This is a genomic window from Bradyrhizobium sp. AUGA SZCCT0158 (genome assembly GCF_018130065.1).
Lineage (GTDB): Bacteria > Pseudomonadota > Alphaproteobacteria > Rhizobiales > Xanthobacteraceae > Bradyrhizobium.
The window spans coordinates 163,810-180,634 of the sequence record NZ_JAFCME010000016.1; the positions used below are offsets into that span (position 1 = coordinate 163,810).

At 63.7% G+C, this 16,825-nt stretch carries 18 protein-coding genes; 10 read left to right on the forward strand and 8 right to left on the reverse strand.

Going from position 1 to position 16,825, the window contains the following annotated elements:
• Positions 1-34: 34 nt before the first annotated feature.
• The 5 genes from JQ574_RS23035 to JQ574_RS23055 form a co-directional block, all read right to left on the reverse strand.
• Positions 35-271, reverse strand: a complete 237-nt coding sequence (locus JQ574_RS23035) for a hypothetical protein (protein WP_192733479.1) — start codon at positions 269-271, stop codon at positions 35-37.
• A 51-nt stretch (positions 272-322) separates the two neighbouring features.
• A complete protein-coding gene (locus JQ574_RS23040) occupies positions 323-1,540 on the reverse strand; it encodes a GGDEF domain-containing protein (RefSeq protein ID WP_212208131.1) in 1,218 nt (405 codons plus the stop codon).
• Between the two features lie 237 nt (positions 1,541-1,777).
• A complete protein-coding gene (gene rpsI, locus JQ574_RS23045) occupies positions 1,778-2,254 on the reverse strand; it encodes a 30S ribosomal protein S9 (protein WP_212032287.1) in 477 nt (158 codons plus the stop codon).
• A 1-nt stretch (position 2,255) separates the two neighbouring features.
• A complete protein-coding gene (gene rplM, locus JQ574_RS23050; RefSeq protein WP_212032288.1) occupies positions 2,256-2,720 on the reverse strand; it encodes a 50S ribosomal protein L13 in 465 nt (154 codons plus the stop codon).
• A 154-nt stretch (positions 2,721-2,874) separates the two neighbouring features.
• Positions 2,875-3,303, reverse strand: coding sequence for a PaaI family thioesterase (locus tag JQ574_RS23055; protein ID WP_192733483.1), 429 nt, complete (start codon positions 3,301-3,303; stop codon positions 2,875-2,877).
• Positions 3,304-3,398: 95 nt separating this feature from the next.
• On the opposite strand from JQ574_RS23055, the gene JQ574_RS23060 reads away from it, so the two are divergent.
• The 8 genes from JQ574_RS23060 (at position 3,399) to nadC (ending at position 11,662) form a co-directional block, all read left to right on the forward strand.
• On the forward strand, positions 3,399-4,223 hold the full coding sequence (locus JQ574_RS23060) for an enoyl-CoA hydratase (protein ID WP_212208132.1): 825 nt from the start codon (positions 3,399-3,401) through the stop codon (positions 4,221-4,223).
• 130 nt (positions 4,224-4,353) lie between these two features.
• A complete protein-coding gene (locus JQ574_RS23065; RefSeq protein WP_212208133.1) occupies positions 4,354-4,935 on the forward strand; it encodes a CoA-binding protein in 582 nt (193 codons plus the stop codon).
• Between the two features lie 233 nt (positions 4,936-5,168).
• A complete protein-coding gene (locus tag JQ574_RS23070; protein ID WP_212208134.1) occupies positions 5,169-6,449 on the forward strand; it encodes an O-acetylhomoserine aminocarboxypropyltransferase in 1,281 nt (426 codons plus the stop codon).
• 231 nt (positions 6,450-6,680) lie between these two features.
• A complete protein-coding gene (locus JQ574_RS23075) occupies positions 6,681-7,217 on the forward strand; it encodes a hypothetical protein (RefSeq protein WP_212208135.1) in 537 nt (178 codons plus the stop codon).
• 31 nt (positions 7,218-7,248) lie between these two features.
• Positions 7,249-8,205, forward strand: coding sequence for an NrtR DNA-binding winged helix domain-containing protein (locus tag JQ574_RS23080; RefSeq protein WP_212208136.1), 957 nt, complete (start codon positions 7,249-7,251; stop codon positions 8,203-8,205).
• 54 nt (positions 8,206-8,259) lie between these two features.
• The gene (gene nadA, locus JQ574_RS23085) at positions 8,260-9,246 is read left to right on the forward strand and encodes a quinolinate synthase NadA (protein ID WP_212208137.1); all 987 of its coding nucleotides are present in this window, start codon (positions 8,260-8,262) and stop codon (positions 9,244-9,246) included.
• Positions 9,243-10,796: an L-aspartate oxidase gene (locus JQ574_RS23090; protein WP_212208138.1), complete on the forward strand. Its 1,554-nt coding sequence runs from the start codon at positions 9,243-9,245 to the stop codon at positions 10,794-10,796. Before nadA ends, JQ574_RS23090 begins: the two co-directional genes overlap by 4 nt.
• The gene (gene nadC, locus JQ574_RS23095) at positions 10,793-11,662 is read left to right on the forward strand and encodes a carboxylating nicotinate-nucleotide diphosphorylase (RefSeq protein ID WP_212208139.1); all 870 of its coding nucleotides are present in this window, start codon (positions 10,793-10,795) and stop codon (positions 11,660-11,662) included. The genes JQ574_RS23090 and nadC overlap by 4 nt, the downstream gene beginning before the upstream one ends.
• A gap of 14 nt (positions 11,663-11,676) precedes the next feature.
• Here the strand turns inward: nadC and JQ574_RS23100 are convergent, their stop codons facing one another.
• Both JQ574_RS23100 and JQ574_RS23105 read right to left on the reverse strand, forming a co-directional pair.
• Positions 11,677-12,489: an FTR1 family protein gene (locus tag JQ574_RS23100; protein WP_212383948.1), complete on the reverse strand. Its 813-nt coding sequence runs from the start codon at positions 12,487-12,489 to the stop codon at positions 11,677-11,679.
• Between the two features lie 119 nt (positions 12,490-12,608).
• Entirely contained in the window at positions 12,609-13,700 is a 1,092-nt protein-coding gene (locus JQ574_RS23105) for a COX15/CtaA family protein (RefSeq protein ID WP_212208141.1), read from the reverse strand.
• Between the two features lie 107 nt (positions 13,701-13,807).
• On the opposite strand from JQ574_RS23105, the gene JQ574_RS23110 reads away from it, so the two are divergent.
• Entirely contained in the window at positions 13,808-14,014 is a 207-nt protein-coding gene (locus tag JQ574_RS23110; protein ID WP_192733494.1) for a DUF2842 domain-containing protein, read from the forward strand.
• A gap of 9 nt (positions 14,015-14,023) precedes the next feature.
• Here the strand turns inward: JQ574_RS23110 and JQ574_RS23115 are convergent, their stop codons facing one another.
• Complete coding sequence (locus JQ574_RS23115; RefSeq protein WP_409363388.1) at positions 14,024-15,076, reverse strand: polysaccharide deacetylase family protein; 1,053 nt, start codon at positions 15,074-15,076, stop codon at positions 14,024-14,026.
• Between the two features lie 129 nt (positions 15,077-15,205).
• Here JQ574_RS23115 and JQ574_RS23120 point away from each other — a divergent pair, with 129 nt between their 5' ends.
• Entirely contained in the window at positions 15,206-16,399 is a 1,194-nt protein-coding gene (locus tag JQ574_RS23120; RefSeq protein ID WP_212208143.1) for a GNAT family N-acetyltransferase, read from the forward strand.
• The last annotated feature ends 426 nt before the right edge of the window (positions 16,400-16,825 follow it).

Genomic DNA, 16,825 nt, shown 5'->3' on the forward strand with positions numbered 1-16,825 from the left:
CGGCGCCCGGCATCAGCATCCCGAAAAGTCGGCCTCAGTTGAACAGCAACACTGCGCCCACAACCATCATCGCGCAACCGATGAACAGGATGGCAGGCCAGCGCGTTCTGCGCTGATCGTAACGGCCCTGCGCCCGGCGCTCGGTGATGAGCGCCGTCTCGAATTCTTCCGAGCTGGAGAACATGCAGGCGAAGCCGCCACGGGCGGAAACTGCGGCCGCTTCGAGCGACATCAGCGCAGCCTGGGGATTTCGCGAGCGTATCGATTCCATAAGTAAATAATATGGATGGAATGGTAAACGCGGAGTTACCGCCGCGCTTCTTCAGGTCGTGGCAGCCTGCGCACGGGCCGGCGCCGGAAGGCCCGCGGTCTTGCGCCGCCAGTGCTCCAGTGACAGCGGCAGCTCTTCCGCGGCCTCGACGCGATTGCGGCCGCTGCGCTTGGCCTGATAGAGCGCGGTGTCGGCCGCCGCCAGCAGCACCTCGAGCTCGGTGCCCGCCGGCCCACCGGCCACGCCGATGCTGACGGTGGTATCGACCGGCCCTTCCTCGCACACGATTCCGGACGCCTCGAACGCTTCACGCACGCGCTCGGCCACCAGCACGCCCTCTTCCAGCGCACACGGCAACAGCGCGGCGAACTCTTCACCGCCGATGCGGCCCGACAGATCGCTGATGCGCAGATTGCTCACCACGACGGTGGCAAACAGTTTGAGGATCTCATCGCCCGCCGGATGGCCGAAACGGTCGTTGATGCCCTTGAAATGGTCGATGTCGAAGATCATCACCGTCACCGGCCGGCCCGCCGTGGCCTCGCGTTCGATCACCCGCGCGCAGGCTTCGGCAAAGCCACGGCGGTTGAACATGCCGCTCAAGGGATCGATCGACGCTGCCGTCTTGTGCACGGTCACGGCACGATCCGACACCAGCATGAAGATCACGAACACAGTGCCGATCGCATAGAGCACGAGCTCGATCGAAAACGCCGTCACCCAGATGCTGCTGTAGAAGGTTTCGTCATGCGGACGCAGGAGGTCGCCGAGCAGGATCGGCAGCATCAGCACGCAGCCATGCATGACGGGCACCGCAATGGTCGGCCAGCGCTTCTGCATGCTGCGCCGCCGCTCGCTCCACAATTCCGAGGCCGTCAGCGCTGCATAGATCGCAACGATCAGCGCACCGGCGGTCAGGCGCATCGCCGGATCGAGCCACGGCAAGCCTACCGATACACCGACCCAGGCGATCGCGCCGAACACCAGCCCCGGCAGGTTGGGCGCGCGGCCGAGGAAGACGCGCGCGGCATTCCAGACCATGCCGCAGGCGATGAAGCCGACCGCGTTCAACGCCAGCGTCAGCGGTCCGCCAAGTGCGGCGCCGCCGACGGTCCAGATCGCGACCGAGGCCGCACCGAGCAGATAGGCCGTGCCCCACCACTTCAACGCCGGGACATTTTCCTGCTTGCCGAAGAAAATGAGCATGGCCCCGAGCATGCCCGCAACCATGGTCGCGAACAGATATAGCGTGGACGTATCGAACGACATGAGCCCCACCGTAAAAGTGTGATGCAATGCTGGGCGCGTATTTGGAAATGTGATGCTGCGCCCCCGCAGTCCTGGCACGCTAGGCCGCTCGGGTTCCAATTTCGTGTGTACGCGCACGAAAGTTTTCGTGAAAATCTGCGTTAATTCATCTCTAAACTGAATACAAAAAGGGCGCTGAAAAGCGCCCTTTTTCCTCGTTGATGAATGCAGCAATCGCTGCAAATTTTAGCGAAGCAATTAGCGCTTCGAGAACTGGAACGACTTGCGCGCCTTGGCGCGACCGTACTTCTTGCGCTCCACGGTGCGGGAGTCGCGGGTCAGGAAGCCGCCCTTCTTCAATACGCCGCGCAGATCCGGCTCGAAGCAGGTCAGCGCCTTGGAGATGCCGTGACGCACGGCACCCGCCTGGCCCGACAGACCGCCGCCGGCGACCGTGCAGATGACGTCGTACTGGCCGGCACGGGCAGCTGCGACCAGCGGCTGCTGGATCAGCATGCGCAGAACGGGACGCGCGAAATAGACTTCGACTTCGCGGGTGTTGACCAGAATCTTGCCGGCGCCCGGCTTGATCCAGACGCGGGCGACCGCGTCCTTGCGCTTGCCGGTGGCGTAAGCGCGGCCGTACTTGTCGACCTTCTTGACGTATTTCGGGGCATCCGGCGTTGCCGGCTTCAGCTGCGACAACTGGTCGAGCGACTGCATGGTATCGGACATCTTATGCGGCCCTCATGTTCTTGCGGTTCATCGAAGCGATATCAACCGTCTCGGGCTGCTGGGCTTCATGCGGATGTTCGGCGCCGGGGTAAACGCGCAGATTGCCCATCTGCACGCGGCCGAGCGGACCGCGGGGGATCATGCGCTCGATGGCCTTCTCGACGACGCGCTCGGGGAAGCGACCCTCGAGGATCGACTTCGCGGTGCGTTCCTTGATGCCACCGATGAAGCCGGTGTGCTTGTAATAGACCTTCTGGTCGCGCTTGCGACCGGTCAGAACGACGTGCGCCGCATTGATGATGACGACGTGATCGCCGCAATCGACGTGGGGCGTGTAGGTGGGCAGATGTTTGCCGCGCAGACGCATGGCGACCAGGGTAGCGAGCCGTCCGACCACCAGACCTTTGGCGTCGATCAGCACCCACTTCTTCGTCACCTCGGCGGGCTTTGCCGAAAAGGTTTTCATGTGAGGAAATCCGTAAAAGGGGACCGCGGCGCAGGCTGCGCCGAACTGCGCGGTTTCTAGAGAACCGCGCGCGGCGCGTCAATGCCAAGCGACGATAATTACAATAGCAAAAACAACAGCTTATAAATATGGTGTTATATTACCGTATAAAAGCCTATTTGTTTGGAATGGAATAGGTCGACGTCACGTGCGCGATCGGATCGGGCGACGTGCCCGACAGCAGGTTGACCTCCCCCACCGCCAGCCGCTTGCCGAGCTTCAACAGCCGCGCTGCGGCCAGCACGTCCTGTCCAGGCTGGCCCTTGCGCAGGAAATTGATGTTGAGATTGGTGGTCACGGCAAGCCCAACCGGCCCGATCGCCGACAGCAGCACCACATACATTGCGAAATCGGCCATCGCCATCAGCGTCGGGCCCGACACCGTACCGCCCGGGCGCAGCATGTTCTCGTTATAGCGCTGGCGCAGCAGGCAGGTTTCGCCATCGGCGCTTTCGATGGTGATATCGCCACCCTTGAACGCCTGCGGGAATTCGTCGTGGAGGAACTTCTCCAGTTCAGCCACGCTCATTTTCGCTGCCGCCATGCTGACCCCTGCCCTCGCTTCAGACCGCCTGTTACATTAAGTTGTCATCAAAGCCCAAACAAAACCCAAGAAAACCACTTAGTGGAAATTTTGAGATGTCGCCCCAGACCGCCCGCGCGCCCGCCCCTCAATCGCCGATCCTGCTGCGCGAGCGGGTCGGCAGCGTCGCTGTGCTTACCTTGAACCGGCCCGCGGCGCGCAACAGCCTGTCGGAAGGCCTGATCGCCGAACTGCATGCGGCGCTGAAAGACATTCACGACGACAAGAATGTACGCGCGCTGGTTATCGCCGCCAACGGCCCGGCGTTTTCGGCCGGTCACGACATGAAGGAACTGACCGCGCGCCGCAGCGACGCCGATCGCGGCCGCGCCTATTTCGCAGAGATCATGAACGCCTGCAGCGCGATGATGCAGGCGATCGTGCAGTTGCCGAAGCCGGTGGTCGCAGCCGTTCAGGGCGTCGCCACCGCCGCCGGCTGCCAGCTGGTGGCGAGCTGCGATCTGGCGGTCGCCTCCGAGAACGCGAGTTTTGCCACGCCCGGTGTCGATATCGGGCTGTTCTGTTCGACGCCGATGGTGGCACTGTCGCGCAACGTGCCGCGCAAGCAGGCGATGGAAATGCTGCTCACCGGCGAGCCGGTGGACGCTACGACGGCGCGGGGCCTTGGCCTCGTCAACCGCGTGGTTGCACCCGGCACCGAACGCGATGCGGCGATTGCACTCGCGCAGAAGGTCGCGCTCAAATCCGCCTACACCGTGAAACTCGGCAAGGAAGCATTTTACCGGCAGGTCGAAATGAGCCTCGCCGACGCCTATCGCTATGCCGCAGAGGTGATGACCGAAAACATGATGGCGCGCGACGCCGAGGAAGGCATCGGCGCCTTCATCGAGAAACGCGAGCCGAAATGGCAAGATAAGTAAAAATTGTATCTCCTCGTCCTGAGGAGCGGCGTCTTCGCCGCGTCTCGAAGGATGAGGCCCGCACTGTGGCCTCACGGTTCGAGACGCGCGAAGACGCGCTCCTCACCATGAGGAATTGGGAATTGTGTAAATGAACCACGACGCCTACGACGACAATTACATCCGCGCGATCCTCAACAGCGTGAAATCGATCGCGATGGTCGGCGCCTCGCCGGTCAACGTGCGGCCGAGCTACTTCGCGTTCAAATATCTGGCGCAGCGCGGCTACGACATGATCCCGGTCAATCCAGGGCATGTTGGCAAGAGCCTGCTCGGCAAACCCTTCGTTGCTTCGCTTGCGGATATCGACCGTCCGATCGACATGATCGACATCTTCCGCAACTCCAGCCACATCATGCCTGTGGTCGATGAAGCCCTGAAATTGTCGCCGCTGCCGAAAGTGATCTGGATGCAACTCGGCGCGCGCGACGACGCCGCTGCGGAAAAAGCCGAAGCCGCCGGCATCAAGGTCGTGATGAACCGCTGCCCGAAGATCGAGTACGGAAGGCTGTCATCGGAGATTTCCTGGATGGGCGTCAACTCACGCACGCTCAGCTCCAAGCGCGCGCCGATCCCGACGCAGGGCATGCGGCTGTCGCTGAACCGGATGAGCGTCGGCGGCGGTGAAACCGCGGCCTCCGACCGCGCCGCGAAAAACAAGAGCGAGCCATAGCGTTTTCAAGCGAAGTGGGTACCGGTTCGCGCCAGGAAAACGCGTCAAAACAAAAAAGCAGAGCCGACAAGGCTCCGTCGTAACGCAGATGCGAAACGATTGTTTCGAAAACGTGGCACCATGAAGCACGTCCGTTCCTAATCCACGATATGTGAAACGGTCGCCTTGACGGCGGACGCGGCTTGCGATCAGCATGCCGCGCATTTTCGACGAACCAAAACAGGACGCACAGAATGACCGATCGTCACCCGGGATTTTCGACCCTCGCCGTGCATGCGGGCGCGCAGCCTGATCCGACCACCGGCGCGCGGGCGACACCGATCTATCAAACCACGTCTTTCGTTTTCAACGACGCCGATCACGCTGCGTCGCTGTTCGGCCTGCAGGCCTTCGGCAACATCTATACCCGCATCGGCAATCCGACCAACGCCGTGCTGGAAGAACGCGTCGCCGCACTCGAAGGCGGCACCGCCGCGCTTGCGGTCGCGTCCGGACACGCCGCCCAGGTGGTGGTGTTCCAGCAATTGCTGATGCCGGGCGACGAGATCATCGCCGCGCGCAAACTCTATGGCGGATCGATCAACCAGTTCACCCATGCCTTCAAGAGCTTTGGCTGGAACGTCGCATGGGCAGATTCCGATGATGTCGCAAGCTTCGAACGCGCGGTGACGCCGCACACCAAGGCGATCTTCATCGAGTCGATCGCCAATCCCTCCGGCAGCATCACCGATATCGAGGCGATCGCCGCCGTCGCCCGCAAGGCCGGCGTGCCATTGATCGTCGACAATACGCTGGCCACCCCCTACCTGATCCGCCCGATCGATCACGGCGCCGACATCGTCGTGCATTCGCTGACGAAATTTCTGGGCGGCCACGGCAATTCGCTCGGCGGCATCATCGTCGATGCCGGCACCTTCGACTGGTCGAAGGACAACAAATATCCGATGCTGAGCGAGCCGCGCCCCGAATATCACGGCATCAAGCTGCAGGAGACTTTTGGCAATTTCGCCTTCGCGATCGCCTGCCGCGTGCTCGGCCTGCGTGACCTCGGCCCGGCACTGTCGCCGTTCAACGCCTTCATGATCCTGACCGGCATCGAGACGCTGCCGCTGCGCATGCAGAAGCATTGCGAGAACGCCAAGGCCGTCGCGGAATTTCTCGCCGGCCATCCCAAGGTCGCCGCGGTGAACTATGCGGGTCTCGCCAGCGACAGGTACAACAACCTGGCGCGCAAATACGCACCGAAGGGCGCCGGCGCGGTGTTCACCTTCAGCCTCAAGGACGGTTATGACGCCGGCGTCAACCTGGTGTCGAACCTGAAACTGTTCTCGCATCTGGCCAATGTCGGCGACACCCGCTCGCTGGTGATCCACCCGGCCTCGACCACGCACAGCCAGCTCGACGACGCCGCCAAGGTGAAGTCAGGCGCCGCCCCCGACGTGGTCCGGCTGTCGATCGGCATCGAGGACAAGGAAGATCTGATCGCCGATCTGGAACAGGCGCTGACGGCGTAAGGCAAGCAACTCAGTCGTCGTACCCCGCGAAAGCGGGGTACCCAGTACGCCGCGGCCTATCGAGTCATCACCGACGTCTCTGGAATACTGGGTCACCCGCCTTCGCGGGTGACGACAACTGGTGGCCGCCGCCTCTCAGCCGGCCATCCGGCCTGAAATCACAGGCCTCTCATTAACGCTCATTCCGGCATAAAGTGGCGCTGAGCCGCCCTTGATGATTCGGAGCAAACGATGCTGCGCTGGATGACGCCATTTCTGGTCGCGATTTTCGCGATCGGAGCTGCTGCCGCGGACGAGAGCCCCGGGGCCGCCAAGGCCACCGATAGCCCCGCGGTAGCAAAGCCTGCCGACAGCCCGGCCGCGACCACATCCGCCAAAAGTCCAGCCGTGGCGAAGCGCGTCAATAACGTCGCCGCCTCTAGGCGGGCCGCGGTTCGCGCCACAAAACAATTGCCGCCGGGCCTGCCCCGCGCGCACTACAATTACCGGACCACGGTTGCTCCTGCTGCAGCGCCTCTTTACGTGCGGCGCGGCCGGCAATTGGTGGTGGTCGAGGAAGCCGATCCCGACGTGTTGTTCACGCCGGTCGGCGTCGTCCCCTATGCGCCGCTCGTAAACGGCGTGCCGTTGCTGCCGGGCTCCAACACCCTGCCGGGCTATTATGGGACCAGCCATTCCTACAGCTACGATGGCCCCTATTACGGCGGCCCCTACACGCCCTACTGGAGTCGCCTGCCTTATGCCGGCGGCGTCTACGGCTATCGCTAGCCGCGACTGCAACAGAAACGGACTTTTGGACGTGGCAGGGCCACTGCGAAAAACTAAAATACCGGATTCCGCGCGCGCGATCACCGCCGACCTGGTCGCCGTGCTGGTCGCCGTAACCGACGGCCAACCCAAGATCATGACGATCGCCAATGCGGGTGCGTTGCCGAGCGGGCCGTTCGAATTCAAGCACCGCTCTCTGCAATCAGGTTTGCGGGCGTGGGTCGAAGCGCAAACCGGCCATCCGCTCGGCTATGTCGAGCAGCTCTATACGTTTGCCGACCGCGGACGGACCGGCGATGGCTCATCACCCCACTCCGTCTCAATCAGCTATCTCGGGCTGACCCGGGAGGATCAAGTCGCCGACGGGGCAGCGGCGCATTGGTCCGGCTGGTATGATTATTTCCCCTGGGAAGATCATCGGGAAGGGCCGCCTGCTCTGCTCGCAAAGCTGCTGACACCGCGGCTGCGCGCATGGGCGAAATCCGCCGCCTCGCCGGCGCTGCAGCGGGAGCGCTGGCAGCGCGTCGCGATCACGTTCGGTTTTGAGGATCGTGAGTGGAATGAAGAGCTCGTGCTGCAGCGCTACGAGTTGCTGTTTGAGGCCGCGCTCATTCCGGAAGCGGTTCGCGAAAGCGGTAACGCAGCCACGCTGGTGCCCGGCCGGCCGATGACAGCCGATCATCGCCGCATTCTCGCAACCGGAATCGCCAGGCTGCGGGCCAAGATCAAATACCGCCCCGTGGTATTCGAACTGATGCCGGCGGAATTCACCCTGCTGCAACTGCAACGCAGTGTTGAGGCGCTTGCAGGCCGGCTGGTGCACAAGCAGAACTTCCGCCGCCTGATGGAACAACAGCAACTCGTTGAGGAAACTGGCGCAATCGCCGCCGACACAGTCGGCCGCCCCGCCAAGCTGTTCCGCTTCCGCCACGCCGTCCTGGCTGAACGGGCCGTCGCCGGAACCAAGCTGCCGCTCTCGCGCACTTGACTTAGGTTATGCTCAGGATAAGTGTAAGCCATGATATGCTCATGGAGAGTATAAATGGCCCGTCTCAGTTCCGACGCCCTTGCCCGCACCGCGCCGCTCTATGAGAGGGTCAAGCGCGTAATCCCGCCGCCCGAATGGGCAACCTTCGCAGGCGACGTCGACGCCATCCTCGACCTCAAGCGCAAGCGCAACGCGGTCATCCTGGCGCACAACTACCAGACGCCGGAAATCTTCCACGGTGTCGCCGATATCGTCGGCGACAGCTTGCTCCTGGCGCGCGAGGCCACCAAGGTCGACGCCGACATCATCGTGCTCGCCGGTGTGCACTTCATGGCCGAGACGGCCAAGCTGCTCAATCCGCAGAAGATCGTCCTGATCCCTGATCTGGCGGCCGGCTGCTCGCTCGCGGACTCGATCACCCCGGCGGACGTGCGCCTGATGCGGCAACGCTATCCCGGCGCGCCCGTCGTCACCTATGTCAACACATCGGCCGCGGTGAAGGCGGAGTCCGACATCTGCTGCACCTCGGGCAACGCGCTCAAGGTCGTGGAGTCGCTCGGCGCCGAGCGCGTCATCATGCTGCCGGACGAATATCTGGCGCAGAACATTGCCAAGCAGACCGGCGTGAAGATCATCGCGTGGAAGGGCCATTGCGAGGTGCATGAGCTGTTCACGCCTGACGACATCAGGCAGATCCGTGAGAACCACCCCGGCGTCACTGTTCTGGCGCATCCGGAGTGCCCGCCCGAGGTGGTGGCGGAAGCCGATTTCTCCGGCTCTACCGCAGCGATGTCCGGCTATGTCGAGCAGCAGCGCCCTCCCCGCGTCGTGCTGCTGACCGAGTGCTCGATGAGCGACAACGTCGCGGTGCTGCATCCCGATGTCGAGTTCATCCGGCCCTGCAATCTGTGCCCGCACATGAAGCGGATCACGCTGAAAAATATCCGCCATGCGCTCGAGACCAATCAGCACCAGGTGACGATCGATCCCGCGATCGTCGCCCCCGCGCGGCGCGCCGTCGAGAGGATGCTGGCGATATGAGCACGGATATTTCAGCGCTGGCCAACCGTCCCGTGATCATCGGCGGCGGCGCCGCAGGATTGATGACGGCATTGCAACTGGCGCCGGAGCCGGTGCTGGTGGTGTCGAAGGCCCCATTGGGTGCGGAAGCCTCCAGCCTGTGGGCGCAAGGCGGACTGGCGGCCGCGATGGGCGCGGACGACGACCCTGCCCTGCATCTGGCTGACACAATCGCCGCCGGTGCCGGGCTTTGCGACGACGTGACTGCGAGCCGGATCGTCCACGCGGCGCCCGCGGCGGTCGAACATCTCGCGCAACTCGGCGTCGCCTTCGACCGCCGGCCGGATGGGCGCTGGAGGCTTGGCCTCGAAGCCGCCCACAGCCGCAACCGGATCGTTCATGCCACCGGCGACGGCACCGGCCGGGAGATCATGCGGGCATTGATCGCGGCGGTACGCCGCTGCCCAACCATCACGCTGCTGGAGGGAGTCGAGGCACGCCGGCTGATCGTCGAGGACAACGCCGTCAAGGGCGTGCTCGCCGTCAACGCGCACGGCCCGCTCGTCATCGATACCGGCCGCGTCGTGATCGCGACCGGTGGCATCGGCGGACTGTTTCTCGACAGCACCAATCCGTCCGGCTGTTTTGGTCAGGGCCTTGCGCTGGCGGCGCGCGCGGGCGCGCAGCTGTCGGACCTGGAGTTTGTCCAGTTTCATCCGACCGCCTTCGATGGGCCCTCGCGGCCGATGCCGCTGCTCACCGAGGCCATCAGAGGCGACGGCGCAACCCTGATCGACGAGACCGGCGAGCGCTTCATGGCGGATGAGCCCGGCGCCGAGCTCGCAGCCCGCGACATCGTCGCCCGCGCCGTCTGGCGCCGCCGCGCCGAAGGTCATCGCGTATTTCTCGACGCACGGAAGCATCCGGGCAAGGATTTTGCCGGGCGCTATCCGGTCATCTCGGCGTTCTGCAAGATGGCCGGGATCGATCCTGCGACCGACCCGATTCCGGTTCGGCCCGCCGTGCACTACCACATGGGCGGCATTGCCGTTGATCTCGAAGGACGCAGCACGGTCAATGGCCTCTGGGCCTGCGGCGAGGTCGCCCGCACCGGCTTGCACGGCGCCAATCGTCTCGCCAGCAATTCGCTGATGGAAGCCATCGTCTGCGCCGAGTGGGTGGCGGGGAGCGTCAGCCGGGCGAGCCGCGGCCCATTGAAGGCGCGTGCGCCCCTTACGCCCCTGCCCGCCTCCGATCCATCGACGATACGGCCGATGATGTCGCAAGGCCTCGGTGTGCTCCGCGACCGCAGCGCAATCGGTCGGCTGGTTCGGGGCCTCTTGCCGATCGCCCACAGAGACGGCGCGGCATCCGATCCGGCACTGGTGGGATTGATGATCGCCGTCGCCGCATACCAGCGCGAGGAGAGCCGCGGCGGGCACTTTCGTACCGATTATCCCGACACGCTGCCGTCGGCCGCGCCGTCATCAATCTCGCTTTCCGAGGCGCTCGACGCCGCTCGCGAGATTGTGGAATCCGACACCTTGTCTCTTGGGAGTGCCCAATCATGACGCTGAATCCCCTCCTGCCCATCATGTACGAACCGATCGTGCGAACCGCCCTGCTCGAGGATCTCGGCCGCGCCGGTGACATCACGGCGGACGCGATCGTGCCTGCCGACCAGCAGGCCGCGCTGGTGCTGCGCGCGCGGCAGCCCGGCGTCGTGGCGGGCCTCGACATCGCGCGCTGCGCGTTCCAGTTCGCCTCGCCCGCGATCACGCTTCGTGCGGAGCGGCCCGACGGCAGCGTCGTCGCGCCGGGCGAAGTCATCGCGACCATCGAAGGCCCCGCACGCGGTTTGCTGACCGGCGAACGGACGGCGCTGAACTTCCTTTGTCATCTCAGCGGCGTTGCGACGGCCACCGCCTCGCTGGTATCGGCCGCGAAAGGCACCAAGGCGCAGATCGTCTGCACGCGCAAGACGACGCCGGGGCTGCGCGCGCTGGAGAAATATGCGGTGCGCGCCGGCGGCGGCGGCAATCACCGTTTCGGCCTCGACGACGCCATCCTGATCAAGGACAACCACATCGCGCTGGCCGGCGATATCCGCACCGCCATTGAACGCGCGAAGGCTCATGCCGGTCACCTCGTCAAGATCGAGGTCGAGGTCGACACGCTGGCCCAGCTCGAACAAGTGCTGGCGCTCGGCGTCGACGCGGTGCTGCTCGACAACATGTCGAACGAGGAACTCAGGCAGGCCGTGGCCATGACCGGCGGGAGGGCGATCACCGAGGCTTCCGGCCGCATCACCGCTGCCACCGCGAAGGCGATCGCGGCGACGGGCGTCGACCTGATTTCGGCGGGGTGGATTACCCACAGCTCGGCCGCGCTCGATATCGGGCTCGACTATCTCGATCTCAAGCGGCAGGCCGCTTGAGAGTTACGTGAGGACTACTCGGCCGGACGCGACGCCGCCTTGTCTTCGCGCATCAGGCGGCTGTTGCGCTGGAATACCGAATAGGTCGCGAGCGCGAACAAAATGACCAGCAGCTGGATCGACAGGGCTTCGATGCTCGGATTGAGTCCGATCGCGGTGAAGAACGCGCTGCCCTTGACCTCGGTCACCGTGATGATCGTCTGCTCCTGGAATTCCTGCACGGCTTCGCCGATGAACTTGATCGCCATGGCGAATAGGAACGCCGACGTGATAACGAACAGCGGACGCAGCGGAAGCTTTTGCGCGATCATGTTGATGAAATAGAACAGCACGGCAAGCCCGACCGCCGCCGCCGCAAGGCCGCCGAACAGCCCGGCGCTCCAGCCGCCTTCGGTCTTCGCCAGCGCATTGATGAACAGCACCGTTTCGGCGCCCTCGCGGAACACGGCGAGGAAGGCCAGCGCCCCGACGGCCCACACCGTGTCCTGCGCCAGCGCGCTGTCGGCCTTGTGCGCCAGATAATCCTGCCAGCCGCGCAGATCCTGCTTCACCATCAGCCAGCCGCTGACATAGAGCATCAAGGCGGCGGCGAACAGGATGATGACGCCTTCGAGGACGTCGCTGTGGTCGCCGGAATTGAACACCGCGAACACCCAGGCGGCGATGAAGCTGGCGCCGACCGCCACCAGTGCGCCGCCATACAGCGCGCCGACACGGTGCGCGGAGCCGACCTTTCTCAGATAGCCGGCGAGCGCCGCGATCACCAGCATGGCTTCAAGCCCCTCGCGGAGCAGGATGATTGCGGCCTGGATGAATGCTGAGGACATGATGCGAACCCTGATTTCCGGTTCGTTTTATCGTCCGGATATTTCAAGTAAAGCGCGACGCCGGGCACAAGCGCGTCAAGCCATCGCAATAGATTAGAATAGCTTTAGAGTTCTCCCTTTCAGCCGGGCTGCCCCACCGGCTGAACCAATCCTTCGCGGCCCGGTTCCGCGCGGCGGGCGACCAGCCGCTCGGTCTGAAATATCGCCAGCGTCAGGACGACCATTGCAACCGCCTGATGGGCCAAGGCCAGATCGATCGGCACCTGGTGCAGCAGCGTGAGGATGCCGAGGACCGCCTGTACGACGATCGCGGCGACCAGCCACCAGGCGCCGCGGACCACCGCCGGCCCGGCGCGCGAGGCGACCGCATCGATCGCATGCAGCACCGCCAGCGCCAGCAGCGCATAGGCGGTCATGCGATGCTCGAACTGCACCGTGAGCGTGTTGTCGAACAGATTGCGCCACCATGGCTCTTCGAAGAACAGCCGCGCCGAGGAGGGAATGAAGGCGCCGTCGATCTGCGGCCAGGTGTTGTACACCCTGCCCGCGCGCAGGCCAGCGACCAGCGCGCCGAAATAGATCTGCACGAATGTCAGCGCCAGCAGCGCGACGCCGGTGATCTTGAGGCGCGAAGACGCGGCGGGTTGCGGCCGGTCCGCCAGCCGCAGCAGCGTCCAGACGATCGCCGCAAAAATCACCAGCGCCAGCATCAGATGCGCCGCCAGCCGATATTGCGAGACTTCGACCCGCTGCGTGAGGCCCGAGGCCACCATCCACCAGCCGACCGCGCCCTGCAGCGCGCCGAGGCCGAAGATCACCCACAACCGCCGCTTCAGCTCAGTGCCGAGCATGCCGCGCCAGAGGAAGAACAGGAACGGCAGCAGATAGACCGCGCCGATCACGCGCCCGAGCAGCCGGTGGCTCCATTCCCACCAGAAGATGGTCTTGAACTCAGCCAGACTCATGCCGGCATTGAGTTCGCGATACTGCGGAATCGTCTTGTAGCCCTCGAACGCCTGCGCCCATTGCGCATCGGTCAGCGGCGGCAAGGTTCCGGTGACGGGTTTCCACTCGACGATCGACAATCCGGACTCCGTCAGCCGCGTGGCGCCGCCGACCAGCACCATGATCGCGATCAGGGCCGCGACCGCAAACAACCACCATCTGACAGCGCGGTTTGGCAGCCCCTCGCTCCTGGAAATACCGGTCATTGAACCCGTTCGATGCCCATGCTTGATTGAATTGCTGCGCCCCTTATAGTCCGCCCCTTCCCGCGCGCAACAGGCTCTAAGTTCAGTAAAGGCTTCACATATCCGCCATGACAATCCGTACCCGCAAATTCGTCGGAACCATCTTTTTGCTGGTCCTCGTCGTGGTCTGGTCCCTGCTCGGCATGACCATCGCGCAGACGCCGTGGCTGGCCAATTCGGGGCTGTTGCAATCGATTTTCTACGTCGTGGCGGGCCTTGGATGGGTGCTGCCGGCGATGCCGATCATCAGCTGGATGTCGCGGCCCGACGCCTGAATTTTGCACTCACCCGCGATTGGTTGGTTTCGCCTTTCCCTGCGGAAGAAACGCCCCCGACAGCATCACCCGCATCATGCGCAGCGAACGCTGCCGTCCGTCCCAGGCGACGCGCGGCAATGCATGCAGATTGGTATATCCCTTCGGTTCGACCACGCCAGGCAACATGGTTGCCGCGCTGGCAAGGCCCAGCTCCTGAGCCATCGCCACGTGCGCCCGGCGAAAGGCATCGCGATCGCCGAACGGATAGGCGAAATGCTTGATGGTGCGTTGGAAGGCCGCTTCCGTCACCGCCTTGCCCATCGCCATCTCGCGCAGGGCGTCAGCGTCTTTCAGCTTCGACAGAACCGGATAGTTCACCGTGGCGCTACCGATCGTCACATTCGGATCGGCCGCAAGCCTGGTCAGGTCGTCCCAGTCCATCGACGCGCCGCGCGAGAGGCCCGCAAGGTCGACCGAATAGCGCTTGCAGAGATCGTTGATGGCGAATGACAGATCCGGCGGCGACAGCGACCGCATCCAGCTCGAAAGAAATTCGAACGCCCGATATTTATCGGAAGCGTCCCGGATGGCGAAGTGCCGCTCCTGGCGATCGATCACGAGGCTGATGCGGTTTTCCCGCGCGATCATGTCCTCCAGCGCCAGCCACCACGCTTCGCCAAGGCCGTCCGGAAACGCCGTCGGCAGATAGATGGTAAAGGGAACGGCGTGCTTCGCCAGCACCGGATAGGCCGCTGTCATCACGTCCTTGTAGCCGCCGTCAAATGTCAGCGCGACAAACCGATTGGCCGTCGGCAACGTGACCGCGCGCCGGCATACCTCGTCCATCGAGACGATGTCATATTTCCAGCGCTTCAGAGCCCGGATCATCCGGTCGAGAAATTGCGGGGTGATCTCGCTCCATTTGAGCGGCTGGAACCGCCGTTGCTGCCGCGCGCGCACGCGTTCGAACCGCAGCACGACACCGGCGCCGCCGCTTCGGCGCTGCTTCAGCAGCGCGTAGCCGCTGAAATAAGCGAGCTCCATTTGGGCCCGCCTCAAAAACCCGACGTCCTGACCCAACGTCCCGTCCCCAAATACGGCCGCGCGGTGCCCCGCCGCGCCTGCATTGTTATTACTCTTTGTTGACATTTCCCTGCGAAGGTCGGCCAAAGCCGAAAATTGTAAACAATTTCCTATACAGGTTCTGCGATGACCATGGCTGCCGCGATTGAAAACGGAACGGCGGATACGCAAACCTGGTCGAAACCGGGACGCATCGCCGACATCGAGATCATCCGCGATCTGGCCGGCGCCGAAGCGATCTGGCGCGGTCTGGAAAACGCGCAGCAGCAATCCTCCACGCCCTTTCAGCGCTTCGACTTCGTCAGCGCCTGGCAGCGCAATGTCGGCGCGCGCGAAGGCCTCAGCCCCTTCATCGTGATCGCGTACGACGCGGAACGCCGGCCGCTGATGCTGCTGCCGCTCGCAGTCAGGCATGTCTACGGCGCGCGCTGCGCCAGCTTCATGGGCGGCAAGCACTCGACCTTCAACATGGCGCTGTGGGACAAGGATTTTGCCGCGACCGCAACGAAGGCCGAAATCGAAGGCCTGATCGCGGCCATCGCGCAACGCGCCGAGGCCGACGTGCTGGCTCTGCACCAACAGCCCCTGCACTGGCGCGATCTGCCGAACCCGATCGCACTGCTGCCGCATCAACCCTCCGCCAACGACTGCCCGCTCCTGAAGATGGCGAGCGGTGCTGAGCCTACGACGCTGATCAGCAAGTCGTTCCGGCAGCGCCTGAAGGGCAAGGCGCGCAAGCTGCAGGCCCTGCCCGGCTATCGCTACTACGTCGCCAGCACCGACGCCGACATCACGCGGTTGCTCGACTGGTTCTTCCGCATCAAGCCGCTGCGGATGGCCGAGCAAAAACTGCCTGACGTATTCGCAGAGCCCGGCATCGAGAATTTCATCCGCAGCGCCTGCGCGGCACAAGTGGCCGGCGGCAATCGCGTCATCGATATCCACGCGCTCGAATGCGACGAGGAAGTGATCGCGATCTTCACCGGCGTCGACGACGGCCATCGCTTCTCGATGATGTTCAACACCTACACGATGTCGGCCAATTCGAAATACAGCCCCGGCCTGATCCTGATGCGCGACATCATCGATCACTTCGCCGCTAAGGATTATCGCGCCTTCGATCTCGGCATCGGATCGGACGATTACAAGCGGCTGTTCTGCAAGGACGACGAGCCGATCTTCGACAGTTTCATCCCCCTGAGCCAGCGCGGCAAGCTCGCCGCGGGCGTGATGTCGGGGCTGAACCGCACCAAGCGCATGGTGAAGCATAATCCGGCCCTGCTCGATATGGCGCAGAAGCTGCGGAACGCGTTTAGCTGAGTCTGGGAACGCCACCAAACATCCAAATTGTCGTCCCGGCCTTGAGCCGGGACCCATACCGCGTGATCTCTCAATAGAAGCTCGGTAGCAGAGACCTTTCGCAAAACGTCTTCCTGTGGTTATGGGTCCCGGCTCAAGGCCGGGACGACGGTGGTGTTTGTTGCTGCACCATCATGCAAAACGCACCTTCGCATTCTCGCGACGCATTGCGCCCGAGTTGTTGCTCAAACTTCCCACCCTCCAAACAGAGGGCGCAGGGAAGACCGGGTGCGCGCTGCACCCGCGGTCCCGTGTGCGGATTGTGCTAAGAAAGCTGCACACGAGCATACAGGGCAGCGGAGAACACCCGGCCTTCCCTGCGCAATGGCTTTACGGCTTATGACGCGCTCTCCCCGGTGAGACGGCCTCTATTGCCACCGTCGTCCC

Coding starts and splice junctions, on each gene's coding strand:
- nadA (WP_212208137.1), top strand. CDS start 8,260: ATGGCCCGTCTCAGTTCCGACGCCCTTGCCCGCACCGCGCCGCTCTAT.
- JQ574_RS23060 (WP_212208132.1), top strand. CDS start 3,399: ATGTCGCCCCAGACCGCCCGCGCGCCCGCCCCTCAATCGCCGATCCTG.
- JQ574_RS23070 (WP_212208134.1), top strand. CDS start 5,169: ATGACCGATCGTCACCCGGGATTTTCGACCCTCGCCGTGCATGCGGGC.
- JQ574_RS23120 (WP_212208143.1), top strand. CDS start 15,206: ATGACCATGGCTGCCGCGATTGAAAACGGAACGGCGGATACGCAAACC.
- JQ574_RS23110 (WP_192733494.1), top strand. CDS start 13,808: ATGACAATCCGTACCCGCAAATTCGTCGGAACCATCTTTTTGCTGGTC.
- JQ574_RS23090 (WP_212208138.1), top strand. CDS start 9,243: ATGAGCACGGATATTTCAGCGCTGGCCAACCGTCCCGTGATCATCGGC.
- rpsI (WP_212032287.1), bottom strand. CDS start 2,254: ATGTCCGATACCATGCAGTCGCTCGACCAGTTGTCGCAGCTGAAGCCG.
- JQ574_RS23075 (WP_212208135.1), top strand. CDS start 6,681: ATGCTGCGCTGGATGACGCCATTTCTGGTCGCGATTTTCGCGATCGGA.
- rplM (WP_212032288.1), bottom strand. CDS start 2,720: ATGAAAACCTTTTCGGCAAAGCCCGCCGAGGTGACGAAGAAGTGGGTG.
- JQ574_RS23065 (WP_212208133.1), top strand. CDS start 4,354: ATGAACCACGACGCCTACGACGACAATTACATCCGCGCGATCCTCAAC.
- JQ574_RS23105 (WP_212208141.1), bottom strand. CDS start 13,700: ATGACCGGTATTTCCAGGAGCGAGGGGCTGCCAAACCGCGCTGTCAGA.
- JQ574_RS23040 (WP_212208131.1), bottom strand. CDS start 1,540: ATGTCGTTCGATACGTCCACGCTATATCTGTTCGCGACCATGGTTGCG.
- JQ574_RS23055 (WP_192733483.1), bottom strand. CDS start 3,303: ATGGCGGCAGCGAAAATGAGCGTGGCTGAACTGGAGAAGTTCCTCCAC.
- JQ574_RS23100 (WP_212383948.1), bottom strand. CDS start 12,489: ATGTCCTCAGCATTCATCCAGGCCGCAATCATCCTGCTCCGCGAGGGG.
- nadC (WP_212208139.1), top strand. CDS start 10,793: ATGACGCTGAATCCCCTCCTGCCCATCATGTACGAACCGATCGTGCGA.
- JQ574_RS23035 (WP_192733479.1), bottom strand. CDS start 271: ATGGAATCGATACGCTCGCGAAATCCCCAGGCTGCGCTGATGTCGCTC.